Annotated in this window: 14 protein-coding genes; 8 read left to right on the top strand and 6 right to left on the bottom strand. The window is 70.6% G+C overall.

Annotated elements, in window-relative coordinates; genetic code table 11:
• Position 1: 1 nt before the first annotated feature.
• The gene (locus tag EJV46_RS09150; RefSeq protein WP_165585439.1) at positions 2-523 is read right to left on the bottom strand and encodes a cytochrome b; all 522 of its coding nucleotides are present in this window, start codon (positions 521-523) and stop codon (positions 2-4) included.
• Positions 524-568: 45 nt separating this feature from the next.
• On the opposite strand from EJV46_RS09150, the gene EJV46_RS09145 reads away from it, so the two are divergent.
• Complete coding sequence (locus EJV46_RS09145; RefSeq protein WP_131548313.1) at positions 569-1534, top strand: DUF429 domain-containing protein; 966 nt, start codon at positions 569-571, stop codon at positions 1532-1534.
• Positions 1535-1605: 71 nt separating this feature from the next.
• Here EJV46_RS09145 and EJV46_RS09140 read toward each other — a convergent pair whose 3' ends face one another.
• The 3 genes from EJV46_RS09140 to EJV46_RS09130 are packed head-to-tail and all read right to left on the bottom strand — an operon-like array spanning position 1606 to position 4486.
• On the bottom strand, positions 1606-2547 hold the full coding sequence (locus tag EJV46_RS09140; RefSeq protein ID WP_131548312.1) for a ketopantoate reductase family protein: 942 nt from the start codon (positions 2545-2547) through the stop codon (positions 1606-1608).
• Positions 2544-3314: a creatininase family protein gene (locus EJV46_RS09135; protein WP_165585438.1), complete on the bottom strand. Its 771-nt coding sequence runs from the start codon at positions 3312-3314 to the stop codon at positions 2544-2546. Before EJV46_RS09135 ends, EJV46_RS09140 begins: the two co-directional genes overlap by 4 nt.
• Positions 3311-4486 (bottom strand): M20 family metallopeptidase, encoded by a 1176-nt coding sequence (locus tag EJV46_RS09130; protein ID WP_131548311.1) that lies wholly within the window; start codon positions 4484-4486, stop codon positions 3311-3313. The genes EJV46_RS09135 and EJV46_RS09130 overlap by 4 nt, the downstream gene beginning before the upstream one ends.
• 178 nt (positions 4487-4664) lie before the next feature.
• On the opposite strand from EJV46_RS09130, the gene EJV46_RS09125 reads away from it, so the two are divergent.
• The 7 genes from EJV46_RS09125 (at position 4665) to EJV46_RS09100 (ending at position 14100) form a co-directional block, all read left to right on the top strand.
• Positions 4665-5639 carry a tripartite tricarboxylate transporter substrate binding protein gene (locus EJV46_RS09125; protein ID WP_131548310.1) on the top strand — a complete coding sequence of 325 codons (975 nt, stop codon included), beginning with the start codon at positions 4665-4667 and terminating at the stop codon, positions 5637-5639.
• A 91-nt stretch (positions 5640-5730) separates the two neighbouring features.
• Complete coding sequence (locus EJV46_RS09120; RefSeq protein ID WP_131548309.1) at positions 5731-6333, top strand: tripartite tricarboxylate transporter TctB family protein; 603 nt, start codon at positions 5731-5733, stop codon at positions 6331-6333.
• A 22-nt stretch (positions 6334-6355) separates the two neighbouring features.
• On the top strand, positions 6356-7858 hold the full coding sequence (locus tag EJV46_RS09115) for a tripartite tricarboxylate transporter permease (RefSeq protein ID WP_131548308.1): 1503 nt from the start codon (positions 6356-6358) through the stop codon (positions 7856-7858).
• A 208-nt stretch (positions 7859-8066) separates the two neighbouring features.
• Positions 8067-8225: a hypothetical protein gene (locus tag EJV46_RS22740; protein WP_165585437.1), complete on the top strand. Its 159-nt coding sequence runs from the start codon at positions 8067-8069 to the stop codon at positions 8223-8225.
• Between the two features lie 135 nt (positions 8226-8360).
• Positions 8361-12653, top strand: a complete 4293-nt coding sequence (locus tag EJV46_RS09110) for a DUF4011 domain-containing protein (protein WP_165585436.1) — start codon at positions 8361-8363, stop codon at positions 12651-12653.
• A 124-nt stretch (positions 12654-12777) separates the two neighbouring features.
• Entirely contained in the window at positions 12778-13353 is a 576-nt protein-coding gene (locus EJV46_RS09105) for a peroxiredoxin (RefSeq protein ID WP_131548306.1), read from the top strand.
• A 216-nt stretch (positions 13354-13569) separates the two neighbouring features.
• A complete protein-coding gene (locus EJV46_RS09100; RefSeq protein WP_131548305.1) occupies positions 13570-14100 on the top strand; it encodes a carboxymuconolactone decarboxylase family protein in 531 nt (176 codons plus the stop codon).
• Between the two features lie 41 nt (positions 14101-14141).
• Here the strand turns inward: EJV46_RS09100 and EJV46_RS09095 are convergent, their stop codons facing one another.
• Positions 14142-15149, bottom strand: coding sequence for a hypothetical protein (locus EJV46_RS09095; RefSeq protein WP_131548304.1), 1008 nt, complete (start codon positions 15147-15149; stop codon positions 14142-14144).
• A gap of 104 nt (positions 15150-15253) precedes the next feature.
• Entirely contained in the window at positions 15254-16474 is a 1221-nt protein-coding gene (locus EJV46_RS09090; protein WP_131548303.1) for an MFS transporter, read from the bottom strand.
• Positions 16475-16493 lie beyond the last annotated feature (19 nt).

The raw sequence follows: 16493 nt of genomic DNA, 5'->3' as shown, positions 1-16493 counted from the left end.
GCTACACCATCCGCAACAGGGTGCCGTCCTTGCGGATCGCCTGGTGGAAGACCACGCCCCCGACGTGCAGCACCAGCAGCCCCAGGATCGTCCAGCCCAGCCAAACGTGCGCCGCCAGCAGCGCGTTCCCCAGGCCCTCATGGGTCTCCATGAACTTGGGGAAATCGATCAGGCCGAGATAGGCCGTCTCGCCCTGCATCGGGAAGCCGAAGGCGTTGGTCATGAAGAAGCCCAGCACGGGCTGCAGGATCAGCGCCAGGTAGAGCAGGTGGTGCACCGCATTGGCGGTGATCCGCATCGGCGCCGGCAGCCCGGGATGGAGCGGCACCGGATGGCGGATCCGCCACCAGAGCCGTGCCGCCGCCACGAGTAGGAGGGTGAGGCCGGCATTCTGATGGATGGCGTAGAAGGTGCCCTTGCTCTCCTCGGCCAGGTGCTGGATCACGAAGCCGGTCGGCAGGGCGATGGCCATGAGCACGACCGTGATCCAGTGGAACCACTTCGACGTCGTCGGATACGCCATGCCCGCCTCCATGCCTCCCCCTATGGGGATGGTTCCGATCCTCTCATGAGAATCTACGCCGCGCACGCGGATTGGTCGGTCTCGCCCGCGAAGCGATGGGCCTGTGTCGCCGAGGCCGATGGGACGGCCTGGCGCATGCAGGCGCCGCGCCCGGTTCCGGACCTGGCGGCCCTGGCGGAAGCGCTCCGGCGCGCCGGGGTGCCGGCGGTGCTGGGGCTGGACCTGCCGCTCGGCGTGCCGCGGCTCTATGCGGCGCAGCGGCCCGAGCCGGGCTTCGTGGAGTTCCTGCGCCGCCGCGCCGGCGATCCGCGCTTCTTCGCCGTGAACGCCACGCTGGAGACGGTGAGCCTGGAAGCGCCGTTCTATCCCTTGCGCGGCGTCAAAGGCATGACGCGGGCGAGCCACGCCGCCGCGCTCGGCCTGCCTGGCGCCGATGCCCTCCACCGCTGGTGCGACAGCGCCACGGCCACGCGCCCCGCCGGCGCGCCGCCCTTCTGGACGCTGGGCGCGAACCAATCGGGCAAGGCGGGGCTCTCGGCCTGGCGGGAGTGGCTGGCGCCGGCCCTCGCGGAGGGCGCGGCGCTCGACCTCTGGCCCTTCGCCGGGCCGCTGCACGGGCTGCTGCGCCCGGGGCGGCTCGCGGTGGCGGAGGTCTATCCGGCCGAGGCTCTGCGGCAGCTGGGGCTCCGCCTGCGCGGCAGCAAGCGCGACCGCGCGGCGCGGCTGACCCTGGCCAGGCCGCTGCGCGAGGTGCTGGCCCGGCTGCATGTGACGCCCTCGGCGGAGCTGTCGGCCGCGATCGCCGACGGCTTCGGGGCTGACGCGGCCGGCGAGGACCGGCTGGACTGCACCCTCGGCCTGCTCGCGCTGATCGCCGTGCTGGACGGCCATCGGGCCGACTTCATCCCGGAGGACGCGGCGGTGCGGAGCTGGGAGGGCTGGGTGCTGGGGCAGCAGGAGCTGCCGCGCCCGCGTCCGATTGCTTCAGGCAGTCTTCCGCCCGAAGCGTGAATCGGCCGCGGGGCAAGCTCCGATCGCTTCAGGCAGTTTTCCGTCTGAAGCGTGAATCGGCGCCGGGAAAGCTACGCGGCGTGGGCGCCCTTCCGCGCCAGGGCCACCAGCAGCTCCAGCGTGGGCGCGCGCACCCCCGCCTGCCTCGCGAGCTGCAGCGGCACGGTGAAGAGCGCATCGAATTCCAGCCCGCGGCCCTGCTCCAGGTCCTGCAGGATGGACGGCTTGTGCGCGATCACCACCGAGCGAAGGATCTGCTTCTCCGCATCGCCCGGGATAGGATGGCCGAGAGCCTTCGCGATCTCCAGCGCCTCCCGCATGACCGTCAGCGCCGCCTCCATGAGGATGGGCTCGTCGAAGGTGCCCTTCATGTGCCGCCGAGAGAGCAGGCAGATCGGCCCGTTCACCAGGTTGTTGAGCAGCTTGGTCCAGATCTCGGTGCGGATGTCGGGCGAGGCCACGCCGCCCATGCCGCCCGCCTGCAGCGCCTCGGCGAGCGCCGTCGCGCGCGGCGTGATGCTGCCGTCCAGCTCGCCGAAGACCACCTTGCTCGTGGCGCTCGCCACCTTCACCGTGCCGGGGCTGGTCACCGTGCAGGCGGACCAGACCACGCCGCCGATGGTGCGCGCGAGCCCGATCTTCTCTCGCACGGAGCCGGTCGGGTCGAGCACGTCGAGACCGTCGCCCCACCACCAGGGGATGCCGTTGATGACGAAGACGACCGGCGTCTCGGGGCCGAGCAGCGGCGCGATGGCATCGGCCACGCCGGTCAGCGCCGGCGCCTTCACGGTGATGACCACCGCATCCTGCGGGCCCAGCCTCGCGGGATCCTGCTCGGCACGGACCTTCACGTTGAAGGTCGCGTCGGGCGCATCGACGGTGATCCCGTTTGCGCGGATGCCCTCGAGCTGCGGCCCGCGCGCGATCACGCTCACCTCGGCCCTGCCGCCCTTGGCGATTCGCCCCGCGACATGGCTACCGATGGCGCCCGTGCCGAATACCGCGACCTTCACCAGGAATGACCCTTCATCGCGGCGAGCATCGCCGTCGCAGCCTCGACGAGGCGCGCGACGATCCGCGCGCCATGTTCCGCGCTCGCGCCCGAGGGATCGGCCGCCGCGACGCCGCCGGCCGCGACCTCCTCCAGCTCGATCGGCGCGCCGAAATCCACGCCCGCCGCCCGGATCGTGCCGAAGCCGCTGACCGGCAGGCCCAGGAAAGGCGGCAGCGCGGCGCGCGGCTTCATCGCCGCGGGCGCGCAGAGGTCGGGCCGCAAGTGCAGCGCCACGGAGGCGATGGGATCGCCGCCATGGCCGAGCGCGTCCGGCGCGCCGCCCAGCTCCTTCTGCCAGCCGCCGGCGGATTTCCAGAGGTGCAGCACGGGGGCCACGATGCCATAGCCGTGCCGCAGCTTCCGCTGCGCCTCCTCGATCGACGGGATGTTTCCGCCGTGGCCGTTGAGGATCAGGATGCGCTTCGCCCCACCCTCATGCAGCGCGACGAGGATGTCGGTCACGACGGCGGTGAGCGTCGAGGGACTCAGCGCCACCCCACCGGGCACGCCCCGGAAGAAGTCCGCGCCGCCGAAGGCGAGCGCCGGCAGGGCGAGCGCATCGCCGGCGGCTTCGGCGATGCGCAGCGCGATGGCCTCCGCCAGCAGGTAGTCGCCCATCGGCAGCGCCGGGCCGTGCGTCTCGGTGCTGCCCATCGGCACGAGCACCGCATGGCCCGCGGCGATGCGCCGCGCGACCTCTGGGGCCGCGAGTTCCGCGATCCTCACTTCAGCAGATCCACGGCGATGCGCGAGAGCGCCTGCACGCCGAGCGCGATGCAGCGCTCGTCCGGCTGGTAGAAGGCGTTGTGCAGCCGGTCCTCGCGGCCTTCGGCTCCCGATCCGACGCGCAGGTGGAAGGCCGGCGCACGCGCGGCGAACTCGGAAAAATCCTCGGCTCCCATGGAGGGATCGCTGTTCTCCAGCTCCGCACCGAAATGCGCGGCGACGGAGGCGATGGCGGGCTCCAGGATCCGGTCGTCGTTGTAGAGCGCGCCGCAGAGGCGCGTGTACTCGATGCTCGCCTCCATCCGCATCGCCGCGGCCGAGGTCTCGACGAGGCGGCGGATCGCCCGCTCCGCCGTCTCGCGCGCCTTGGGATGTAGCGTGCGCACCGTGCCCTTCAGCGTCACGCGCTCGGGGATGATGTTGTGCGTGGTCCCGCCCTGGAACATGCCGACGGTGACGACGCAGGAGTGGATCGGGTTCTGCTCGCGGCTCACCACCGTCTGCAGCTGCGTGACGATATGCGCCGCGCCGATGATGGGATCGACCGCCGCGTCGGGATGGGCCGCATGGCCCGACTTGCCGCGCAGCACGATGTCGAACTTGTCGGCCGCCGAGAGGGAATAGCCGCGCACATAGCCGAAGGTGCCGACGGCCATCTCCGGGTGGTTGTGGAAGCCGATGGCCATGTCGATGCCCTCGGCCGCGCCGTCGGCGATCATCGCTTTCGCGCCGCCGAGGATCTCCTCGGCCGGCTGGAAGACCAGCAGGATGCGGCCGGCGAGGTTCGGCGCCAGCCCCTTCAGCACCTCGGCCGCGCCGAGCAGCGTGGTCGTATGGATGTCGTGCCCGCAGGCGTGCATCTTGCCTTCGTTGCGGCTCGCGAAGGGGAGGCCGGTCTCCTCCAGGATCGGCAGGGCGTCCATGTCCGCGCGGATGGCCAGCGTCGGCCCCGGGCGCCCGCCGTCGATCACGCCGAGCACGCCCGTTCCGCCGACGCCCGTGCGCGGCGCGATGCCCATGCGCTCCAGCTCCGCCGCCACGATGCCCGCGGTGCGGACCTCCTCGAAACCGAGCTCGGGATAGGCGTGCAGGTCGCGGCGGATCTCGATGAGGCGCCGTTCCAGCACAGCCGCATGCTCGCGGATGCGGGATTCGGGGTCGTTGACGATCATGGAGGGCTTCCGCAGGGGTGGTGCTTCGATGCAACCATCCTCGGCGCCCGGTTCCGACCTGTCCAGACACGTGCCTTCGGAGCGCCACAAAGCTTGCAGCAAGCTTAACGGCATGCCATAGCCGAGAGCCAAGAATGTCTGCCGAACAGACAAAGTTCGGTCGTGGTTGGGAGTTCGGATGGTCCAGACGTGGCGTCGCCGCGCGATCCTGGGGGGTAGCCTCGCGCTGCCTGTCCTTGCGCGTGCGCAGGGCGCCGCGCCCGCCTGGCCGTCCCAGCCCATCCGCCTTGTGGTGCCCTTCGCGCCCGGCGGAACCACCGACCTGGTCGCGCGCCTCGTCGCCACGCCGCTACAGGAAAAGCTCGGTCAGCCGATCATCGTCGAGAACCGGCCCGGCGCCGGCGCAACGGTGGGCAGCCTCCTCGTCGCGCAAGCCCCGCCGGATGGACATACGCTGGTCCTGTCCAACATCGCGAGCCACGCGATCTCGCCGACGCTCTACGGCAACATTCGCTACGACCCCTTGCGCGACTTCTCCCATATCGCGCTGCTGACGCTGAACCCCTCCGTCTTCGTGGCGAATCCGCGGACGGGCATCGCGAACCTGGCCGACCTCGCGCGGCTGCATCGCCAGCGCGGCCTCGACATGGCCAGCAGCGGCTCAGGCTCCTCCAACCACCTGCTGATCGTGAAGATGGGCGGGCTGCTCGGGCGCGAGATCAACCACATTCCCTTTCGCGGGGCGGGCCCGGCGATGACGGCCGTGATCGGCGGCCAGGTGCCGCTGATGAGCGACAGCCTGCCTTCGGCGGCGGCGCATATCCGGCAGGGCAGCGTGACGGCGGTCGCCATGAGCAGCGCCGAGCGCCACCCTTCTTTTCCAAACGTGCCGACCTTCCGCGAGCAGGGCTACGACGTGGTCGCCAGCAGCTGGTTCGGCCTTTCCGGCCCGGCCAATCTGCCGCGGCCGATCGTGGACCGCCTCGCCCGCGAGGTCGGCACGATCCTGGACAGTGATTCGACGCGAATGCGCTTCGCGGAGATCGGTGGTTCCCCGGGCCGTTTCTCGCCTGAGGAATATGCCGCTTTCGTGGCTTCGGAGGTCGCGCTATGGGGCCCCCTGGTTCGCGAAACTGGCGCGAGACCTGACTGATTCGTAAGATTTGAACGGATTTGCGGTTGCCGCTTGGCAGTTTAGTCGAAATGCCGGAAGTTGCCGGCCCGAGGCGGGGAGTGAGGGATTTATGAAGTTGAAATTGAATGGAAAGGACATGGCGTCGGGAATTTTCCTGATCGTCGTCGCCCTTGCCGGCCTGTATCTGAACATGGACCATAGCCTCGGCACCGCGCGCCGCATGGGTCCGGGCTACATGCCGATGCTGGTATTCTGGATCCAGGCCGGCCTCGGTCTGATCGTGTGCCTCGTCGCCCTGGCCAGTGGTCCCGACCCGCTCGAGAGATGGACCGGGCTGGACGTGGGCACCTTGGTGGGCGGCATCCTCGCCGGCGTGATCGCGTGGAAGATCTCCCCATCGATCTGGAGCTTCTTCGGCCAGACCTACAATGGGGTCGGGCTGGGCATTCTGGTCGGCTTCACCGTCATGGCCTTTTCCGCTGGTTGGAAGATCCTGGCGATCATCTGCGCCTCGGTCTGCATCTTCGGGCTGCTGCTCGAGCAGGCGGGCTTCTTCGCCGCGCTGACCGGCCTGATCATCGCGAGCTGCCTCGCTGAGCACACGCACACCAAGAGGGGCGTGGTCGGGCTCACGATCTTCCTTCTCGTGCTGTGCTACTGGGTATTCATCTACGAGCTGGATATCCGCGTGAATCTGTGGCCGCAGGTTTGAGAGCGGGATAGGGAAAGCGACCATGGAACTTCTCATTAGCAACCTGCTGCATGGCTTTGGCGTCGCCATCAGTTTCCAGAATCTCAGCTTCGCCCTTCTGGGCGCATTGATCGGCACCGCCATCGGCGTTCTGCCCGGCATCGGCCCGGTGGCGACGATCTCCCTGCTGCTGCCGATCACCTTCGGCCTCCCGGCGACGACCGCCATCATCATGCTCGCCGGCATCTATTACGGCGCGCAGTACGGCGGCTCCACGACGGCCATCCTGCTGAACCTTCCGGGCGAGGTGTCGTCCGTCGTCACGACCCTCGAAGGCTACAAGATGGCCCGCAACGGCCGCGCCGGCGCGGCCCTGGCCACGGCGGCGCTCGGCTCGTTCTTCGCGGGCACCGTCGCCACCATCCTGGTCGCGGCGTCCGGACCCATGCTGACGCAGGTCGCGCTCAGCTTCGGCCCGGCGGACTACTTCTCCCTGATGCTCCTGGGCCTCATCATTGCCTGCGTGCTCGCGCAGGGCTCGATCGTGAAGGCCGTCGGCATGGTGGTGCTCGGCGTCGCCCTCGGCCTCGTCGGCACCGATGTCCAGACGGGCCAGCAGCGCTTCACCTTCGGCATTCCCGAGCTCTCGGACGGCATCGGCTTCGTGCCCATCGCCATGGGCATGTTCGGCATCGCGGAGATCATCCTCAACCTCGAGCGGCCCGAATCGCGCTCGGTTCTCAGCACCAAGGTCGGCCAGCTCTGGCTGACGAAGGAGGAGTTCAAGCGGGCCACGCCGTCGGTGCTTCGCGGCACGGTCGTGGGCAGCTTCCTCGGTATCCTGCCCGGCGGCGGCGCCTCCCTCGCGGCCTTCGGCTCCTATATGATGGAGCGCAAGGTCTCGCGCGGTAAGCACCTCTTCGGCCAGGGCGCCATCGAGGGCGTCGCCGGTCCCGAGGCCGCCAACAACGCGGCGGCGCAGACCAGCTTCATCCCGCTGCTGACGCTCGGCATTCCGTCCAACGCCGTGATGGCGCTGATGGTCGGCGCGCTGATCATCCAGGGCATCCAGCCGGGCCCGCGCATGGTCGAGGCGCAGCCGGACCTCTTTTGGGGCCTCATCGCCTCGATGTGGCTCGGCAACCTGATGCTGCTCGTCATCAACCTGCCGATGATCGGCATGTGGGTGAAGCTGCTGCAGGTGCCCTATCGCTTCCTCTACCCCTCGATCCTGGTCTTCTGCTGCATCGGCGTGTACTCGCTGAACAACAACGTGTTCGACGTCTACATGACGGTCCTGTTCACCGTGTTCGGCTACGTCTGCAACAAGCTGAAGATGGAGCCGGCCCCGCTGCTGATCGGCTTCGTGCTGGGGCCGATGATGGAGGAACACCTGCGCCGGGCCATGCTGCTGAGCCGCGGCGACTGGTCGGTCTTCATCCAGCGCCCGATCTCGGCGACCATGCTGGGGATCGCGGCCTTTGCGCTGATCCTGATGGCCCTGCCGACGATCCGGAAGGGCAAGGAAAAGGCGATGGCGGAATAGCAGACGCACCGTCGCTGGCCTGCAACGCCCCGGAGAGACATCTCCGGGGCGTTTTTTGTTCCGCTTGTTGACGCCGCCGCTCGCCGCCTGGCCGTGGCGGATGCGGCATGGGACCGCCGGTCCTCTGGCAGCCCTGGCCAGAAGCTCCCCTCATGGGAAGCATGGCATCTCCGAAAGGCGCGTGGCAGAATCCCGCCGGAGGTATCCCATGGCCTGGCTCGTCCGCATCGCGCTTCTCGCCGGGGGCGGCATCGCCGCCTGGTTCGTGGCGCCCGACGCCCCGAACTACTCGGTGGTCCAGGGGATGATGACGGTCCTCATCATCGCCGTCGCCGTCCTCGCCGCCGCCCTCATTCGCCGTCGCTGATCCGCGGCAGCATCGCGATGGACGCCTCACATGCCGCGCTGCGCGGGCACCGCCTGCCGGAGGAGCTGCTGGCGCGGCCGGGGCAGGGGTATGGTCACAAGGAAAGCCGCCTGCGGCGGGCCCTGGGATGACATCATGAGCCTTATCGAGACGCTGCAGCAGGCCCGCCGTGCCCTGATCGACCTCTCGACGCGCAACCGTCTGCTGAGCCTGCCGGCGCAGGGCCGGGCGCGCGGCGTGATCCGCATCGGCGAGGAGGATGCGGGCTTCGTCCTGGCGCAGCTGGCGGCCGGAAAACCCTTCGGATTCGAGGCCGCGCAGGCCGCCGAGCTGAAGCCGGGCGGAACGCGCGGCCGCCGGCGCGCCGAGGGCGTGGTCGTCGCCGATGCCGGCGCGACCCGCGAGGAGTGGCGGAACGACACCAACCTCCGCGTCGCCCTGACGCCCGAGGAGCTCGCGCGGCGCCTGCGCGACCTGATGGCGGATGCCCGCAGCGCCCGCGAGGAGAGCGGCGTGGCCAGCCTCTACCTGGCCGTGGGCGGACTTGTCTGGCGCGATCCGGCCACGCCGGAGACGGAGCGGTCGGCGCCGCTCGCCCTGGTTCCGGTGACGCTGGAGCGCGACGGCGTGAGCAGCCGCTACCGGCTGCGCGGCAATCCTGAAGAGATGGTCGAGAACCTGTCCCTTCGGGAGAAGCTCTCCGCCGATTTCGGCATAGCCCTGCCGGAATTCACGGCCGAGGGCTGGCGGGAGAAGGTCGCCGTCGCCGTCGCCGGACGCGTGGACTGGCGAGTCGAGGCGGACGCCCTGGCCCTCGGCCTCTTCGCCTTTGCGAAGTTCCTGATGTGGCGCGATCTGGACCCCGTCGCGCATCCGGGCCTGCTGGAGCACGCGCCGCTGCGCCGCCTGCTCGACCCCCTGGCGCCGCCGGCCGAGCCGCCGCCCTTCGCGGACGATGCCGATGTGGACGCTGCCATCCCGGTCGAGCGGCTGGACCATGTGGTGGAGGTCGATGGCAGCCAGGCCCTGGCCGCGGAGGCCGTGCGCCGCGGCCATAGCCTCGTGATCCAGGGCCCGCCGGGCACCGGCAAGAGCCAGACGATCGTGAACATCCTGGCCCAGGCCGTGCTGGACGGGCGAAGCGTGCTTTTCGTCGCCGAGAAATCGGCGGCGCTGGAGGTGGTGAGGCGGCGGCTGGACAATCTGGGTCTCGGCGCGGCCGTGCTGGAGCTGCACGGCGAGAAGCCCTCCAAGCGGGCCGTGCTGGACGAGCTACGCGCGACCCTCGCGCTCCCGCCGCCGCAGGCGCCGCAGCGTGAGGCGGCGGTGCAGCGCCTCGGCGACCTGCGCGGGCGGCTGAACCGCCACGCGGCCGCCATGCGCGATGCCGTGGGCGGGACGGGCGTGACCGTGCAGGAGGTGATCGCGCAGCTGGCCGCGCTGCGCGCCTCGGGCGCCGCGCCGCCGCCCTTCCGGCTGGACGCTTCCGACTGGGACGCGGCGCGGCTGCGCGGCCTGCGCTCGAGCGCGCGTGAGCTCGCGGCGAACAGCGCCGGCGCGCGCAGTCCATGGCGCGGCGTGTCGCCCGCGCTGGATGCCGTCGCGGCGGCCCGGTTCCAGGCCGAGCTGCCGCGCTACATCCGCGCACTGGCCGCCACGCCAGGCCGCATCGCCGAAGCCGGGCAGGCGCTGGCGGCCGAAGCCCTGCGCGCCGCGGCGCCGATCCAGCCAAGTGAAGTCGAAGCGGCCAGGGCCCGCCAGGCCGACCTCCGCCATGTCGCGGCGGCGCGGGTGGAGCCGCGCTTCCTTCCTGGCGCACTGCATGCGCCGGGGCTGGCCGCCGCGCGCGGCACGCTGGCCCAGCCCGGCGGGATCTTCGGCTTCCTCGACGGGGCGCGGCGCGAGGCGAAGGCCGTCATCGCCGCCGCGATCCGCGATCCCGAGGATGCCGGCGCGCTCGAGGCCCTGCTCGCCGCCCAGGCGGCGCTGGCCCGACTCGGCGAGGGTCCGGACGAGGCGACGCTCGCCGAGCGCCTCGGCTGGTTCGAGACGCATCGCGAGGCCTTCGACGCGCCCCCCGTCACGCCGGCCCAGCGCGACGCGCTGGCGGCCTGGAGCGCGGTCCGCGACGCCACGGGTCTCGAGGCCCCCGAGACCTTCGCCGCCCTGGCCGAGCGCCTGGCCGCCATGGCCGCCGAGCCGGAGGCGCTGGCGCCCTGGCAGGGCTGGTCCCGCGCCATGGCCGCCGAGCCCGCGCTGGCGCCGCTCGCGCAGGCCCTGGAATCCGGCGCCGTCGCGCCCGGCGATGCGGAGGCCGCGCTGGACTACGCCGCGCTCGAGGCCCTGTTCCGCGTCGCGATGCGCCAGCATCCCGAGCTTGCCGCCTTCGACGGGGCTGCCGCCGACCGGCTTGTCGCGGATTTCCGTGAGGCCGATGCCGCCCGCGTCCGCCTCGCCCGCGGCGAGGCCGCCGCGAGGCATGCCGAACGGCTGGCCGCGCTGCGGCAGGGCGAGGAGGGGGCCTCGCTGGCCTTCCTGCGCGGCGAGTTCGAGCGCAAGCGCGGCCATGCGCCGATCCGCATGCTGATGACGCGCGCCGCGCCGCTCATCCGCAAGGCCAAGCCCATCTTCATGCTGAGCCCGCTGACGGTCGCCCAGTTCCTCGCCAATCCGCATCACGCGACGGCGCCGGGATTTCCGGTCTTCGACCTGCTGGTCATGGACGAGGCCAGCCAGATCGAGCCGGTCGACGCCCTGGGCGCCATCACCCGCGCCAGTCAGGTCGTGGTGGTCGGCGACGACCGGCAGATGCCGCCCACGCGCTTCTTCCAGCGCATGACCGAGAACGACGCGGAGGAGGCGCCGGGGGAGGACGCGGGGCTGGCGGCGCGGGACGTCGAGAGCGTCCTCGGCCTCGCAAATGCGCGGGGCATTCCCTCGGCCATGCTGCGCTGGCATTACCGCAGCCGGCACGAGAGCCTGATCGCCACCTCCAATGCGGAGTTCTACGGCGGCCGCCTGCTGGTGCTGCCCTCGCCGCGGCCGCGCAGCCCGGCGCTCGGGCTTTCGCTGGTGCGGCTGGACGTGGACGCCAACGATGCCGGCTATCGCAAGCAGGCAGAGGAGGTTGCCAATGCCGTCCTTCGCCATGCGAGGGAAACGCCGGACGACACGCTGGGCGTCGCCGCCTTCTCGGAGCGGCAGCGCGACCTCCTGCTCGATGCGGTCGAGGCGGCACGGGCCGCCGCCCCGGACACGGAAGGCTTCTTCACGGGCCATCCGCAGGAGCCCTTCTTCGTCAAGAACCTGGAGAACGTGCAGGGCGACGAGCGCGACGCGATCATGATCTGCGTCGGCTTTGCGCGGACCGCGGGCGAGAACCTTCGCATGAACTTCGGCCCGGTTTCGGCCGAGGGCGGGGAGAGGCGGCTCAACGTCCTCATCACACGGGCCAAGAAGCGCTGCATCGTCTTCAGCGACATCACGGCCGACGACATCGATCTCTCGCGGAGCGACGGCGTGGGCGGCGAAAGCGCGCTCAAGACCTTCCTGTCCTTCGCTGCCGGCGCCGCTTCACGGGACGTGGAAGCGGGCCAGGCCTCGCCGATCGGCGCGTTGATCGGCGGGCTCGTGACCGAATCAGGACGCGTGGCCGTGCCGCAGCTGGGGTCGTCCGGACTCTTCCTCGATGTCGCCGCGCGGGGCCAGGAGGGCTTCGAGCTGGGCATCGAGCTGGACGGGCCGGGCTGGTCCGCCCTTCGCTGCGCACGCGACCGCGACCGGGGGCGCCAGGCGGCGCTGGAGGGGATGGGCTGGAAGCTGGCGCGGAGCTGGACGCTGGACTGGCTCAATCAGCCCGAGGCGGCCCGGGCGCGGCTGCGCCTCCCCCTCGGCCTCGCGGCCCCCGCCGCGCCGGACGTCGCCGCCGATCCCGGACTCGCTGCGCCCTATCGGGAGGCCGCGATGGAAAAGCCGCCGGCGAACCGGGCGGAGCTGGGCCAACTCGTCGCCGCCATCATCGCCACCGAGGCGCCTATCCATCCCGATGCCGTCGCCGAGCGCCTGCGCCTCCTCCTCGGTCCCGCCGCACCGGACGCGAGGACCTGCGCCGCCGCCCTCAACGAGGCGAGGCTTCTCCACGGCGCCCGCGAGGAGGGCGGCTTCTGGTTCGCCGAGGAGGTCGCGCCCATCACCCCTCGGAACCGTCGCGCCGCCGCCGGCTTTACCCGTCGCCCGCCCCTGATTCATCCGGGCGAAGTGGCCGCCGGGGCCAGGGTTCTGCTCGGCGTGCAGCCCCGGGCGACGGAGGAGGAACTCGCGGTCGGCATCACCCGGCTGCTCGGCCTCGATGCGGGCGCGACCCCGGCGGTGGCGGCGCGTCTCGCCATGCTGATTGGGTCCGGACAAATCATTCTGCCTGCTGCCTAATGATCGATCGATCCGATGATAACGCCCAAAACTATTCATTGGCAAAATGCATGTTGCACCGCCATATCGTCCTACAGGAACGCAGCGATGCGGTCCGAGAGACACCACTCAGGAGAGACACTGCATGCTGACCGTTGGCGACAAGTTCCCGAGCTTCGACCTGACCGCCGTCAAGGGTGGCGCCGAGGGCCTGGGCGGCCCGGGCAAGTCCTTCACCCAGATCTCGAACGAGAGCGACCCCGGCCAGTGGAAGGTCGTGTTCTTCTGGCCGAAGGACTTCACCTTCATCTGCCCGACCGAGATCGCCGCCTTCGGCAAGCTGTCCGGGGAATTCGCCGACCGTGACACCGTCTGCTACGGCGTCAGCACCGACAGCGAGTTCGTGCACCTCAACTGGCGCATCCACAACGACGACCTGAGGGATCTGCCGATCCCGATGCTCGCCGACGTGAAGCGCGAGCTGAGCTCGGCGCTGGGCGTTCTCGACAAGGACGCCGGCGTTCCGCTGCGCGCCACCTTCATCGTCGATCCCGCCGGCGTCATCCAGCATGTGGGCATCAACGGCCTGAACGTCGGCCGCAACCCGCAGGAGACGCTGCGCATCCTCGACGCGCTGCAGACCGACGAGCTCTGCGCCTGCAACTGGACGAAGGGCGAAGACGCCCTGAAGCCGCAGGAGCTGTTCGAGAAGGCCGCCTGATCCACTCGGCCTGAGGGCATGTTCACGTCTCCGGCGATGCCGCCTTCGACGCTCATGCCCTAGACCACCACCGCGCGGCGTTCCCCCCGCTCTCCTCGTCGCGCGGTCCCGAAGGGGCAGACCCGCCCCCTCGAGCCTCCCGCCCCATCGCCTGCCGGCGATGGGACGGGACCGGCCCTTTTCCCCACAATCCGAGCCCATTGGGAGCCCCGCGCCATGTCGCTGGAATCGCTGCGCAACGACCTGCCCGAATACGCCAAGGACCAGAAGCTCAACCTCGGCACCCTGGCGGCGGAGCCTTCCCTGACGCAGCAGCAGCGCGCGGGCACCTTCGTGGCCTCCGCCATCGCGAGCCGGAATGCGCGCGTCATGCGCGCCGTCCTCGCCGAGTTCGGCCCCCAGCTGAGCCCCGAGGCGCTGAACGCCGCCAAGGCCGCGGCCTCGGTGATGGGCATGAACAACATCTACTACCGCTTCTCCCATCTGGTCGGCGGCGACTACGCGACCATGCCGGCCAAGCTGCGCATGAACGTCATCGGCAAGCCCGGCGTCGAGAAGGTGGACTTCGAGCTCTGGTCGCTCGCCGTCTCGGCCATCAATGGCTGCGGCATGTGCATGGAGAGCCACGAGAAGGTCGTGCTCCACGGCGGCCTGACCAAGGAGCAGGTCCAGGCCGCGGTCCGCATCGCCTCGGTGGTGCATGCGACGGCGGTGACCATGGACGCGGAGGAAGCGCTGGCGGCCTGAGGCCACCAGCCACGTCGCGGAGCTGGCGTCCAGGCTCCGCGCTACCAGCGCGGATTGGCCGCGCCGGGCGTCTTGCCGCCGCTGGCCGGTGAGGGGGGCGGCTGCGCGGCCGGCTGCCCCTGGCCGACCTGGATATAATCGAAGGGCCGCCCGCCGCGCTGGAAGGAGGCGGCCCACCGGGTCATGGGCGCGCTCAGCGCCGCGCGCGGCTCGGGTCCGCGCACCACGACGCGGCCGTGCGAGTGCAGGCCGATCTCCAGCGCCCCCGTTTCCAGGTTCAGGGTGACCATGGCATTCTCCACATCGGCCATGCGCGGCTTTCCGCCCTGGATGACGAGCATCGGCGATTCGAGCGCGATCGGCTCATGGACGCCGAGATTGTCCCGCAGGCGGCGCAGCGACGCGGCGTCGAGCATGCCCGACAGCGCCCGGGCGATGGGCGGATCGCGCAGGAAGGCCGTCACCTCGTAGCCGCCGGCATAGCGCGCATAGCCGGCCAGGCCCCCGGAGGGCGGCGGCGGCGCCGCAGCGCCCGGCGCTACGCCGCAGGCCGCCTGCCAGGCCCGGATGGGGCCCGCGGCGCCCCGCAGGGTGACGTCCTGCGCGCCGTTGGGTGCCGACATGCGCATGGAGGCGCCCTGGATCATGGCCGTGAACACTGCGTGGTCCGGCGCGATCGGCGTTCCTATCTGCTCACCGATCGGGTGGCTGTCGACGGCGCCGCGGAAGGCGAAGCGCTCGGCGCCGATCTGCAGGGAGACCTCGATGCGGGACCCGATTTGAAGTGGCTGCGCGCCCCGCCGCGGCGGAGGCAGAAGGAAGGAGAGGTCGGCTTGCCGTCCAGGGCCCAGGCAGGTCGCGACGACAAGCTGGTTGCCGTGGTTTCCGCAGTTGTCGCAGTCGTCGAAGACGAGCGTCGCGCTGTCGCCGCCGCGCGACAGCGTCCAGGGCTGCGCGGCCCTCGACCGGCGGGCCTGCTGGCCGGCCGCCTCCGAAAGAACCAGCGGCCAGCTGGCCAGGAGCAGCCCCAGGACAAGCACGATCCGCATGCCACAACTCCGGCGGTATTCCGAAGCCATGGGGAAGCAAATGGAAGTCGCCGTCAATCACTCCGGGAGATAAGCACGGTCTCGTACTGAATTCAGGACCTGGACTATTCCGCCGGTTGCACCGGCAGAGGGTGCGCGAGCGAAAAGCTCCGCGCACTCCCGGCGCAGAGCAGCGACAGGACGAGCAGGACGGCGACCGTCGGCAGCACCAGCCAGGTGAAGCCATAGTCGATGAGCAGGCCCATCGGCACCGGCATGACGGCGGAGCCCAGCGGCAGGCCCGCGCTCACGAAGCCGAAGACCTTGCCGATCTCGCCCGGTGGGCAGGCTTCCTTGAGCATCACGTCGCGCGGCGTGCGCGAGGAGCCCATGCAGAGGCCGGCGGCCAGCGCCACGACCGGCAGCAGGAACTCCGGATAGGGCAGCACGCCCAGGGACAGCAGCAGCCCGGCCGCGATCAGGGTCAGCACGGTGACGAAGCCCATCAGGTTCCCGCCGCCCTTCTTGTCCGTGTACCAGCCGCCGACCAGCGTGCCGCCGGTGGCGCCCACCATGTAGCCGGTCAGCGCCAGCGAGGCGACGGCGACCGGTGTGCCCCAGAGCTTGCCGAGCACCGTGATGAGGAAGGCCGAGATGCCGGCGCCCGACATGGCCGAGAGCAGGAAGAAGGCGAAGAAGGCCAGGATGGGCCTGCTCAGCAGCAGCTCGCGGCTGCTCACCTTCCGGGGGCCGCGCGCCTTGGGCTGCTCGCCGAGGATGCGCGCCTGCCACAGGATGGCGCCCACCACGGGCAGCCCGAGCAGGCCGAGCAGCAACAGCGCCTGGCGCCAGTCCATGACGAGGAGCAGCAGCGCCACGGTCGGGGGGGCGAGCGCGAAGCCGAGATTGCCGGTGAAGGTGTGCAGCGCGAAGGCCCGGCCCACGAACTCCTTGCGGATGGAGCCGGCGAGGATGGCGTAGTCGGCCGGGTGGATCACCGAGTTGCCGATGCCCGAAAGCACGGCCAGCGCCAGGATCAGCCGGAAATCGGTGACGAGGGACATGGCGCTGATGGACAGCGCCATGATCAGCGTCCCGCCGACCAGGAAGCGCCGCGCGCCGTATTTGTCCACGAGAAAGCCGACGGGCGTCTGCAGCACGGCCGTCGTCGCGCTCATCAGCGCGACGGCGAGGCCCAGCATGGCGAAGGAGACGCCGAACTCGTCGCGCCAGACCAGGAAGAGCGGCGCCAGGCAGAGCATGTAGAAGTGAGAGAGGAAGTGGCCCGTCCCGATGAGGGCGCAGATCTGCGCGTCGCGCTTCGGGGACAGGACGGCTTCGCTCATCCGGCCAAGTTGTCGGCCG

This window comes from Roseococcus sp. SYP-B2431, from assembly GCF_004336745.1.
Classification (GTDB): Bacteria; Pseudomonadota; Alphaproteobacteria; order Acetobacterales; family Acetobacteraceae; genus Roseococcus.
This window is presented reverse-complemented; position numbering and strand designations above follow the sequence as displayed.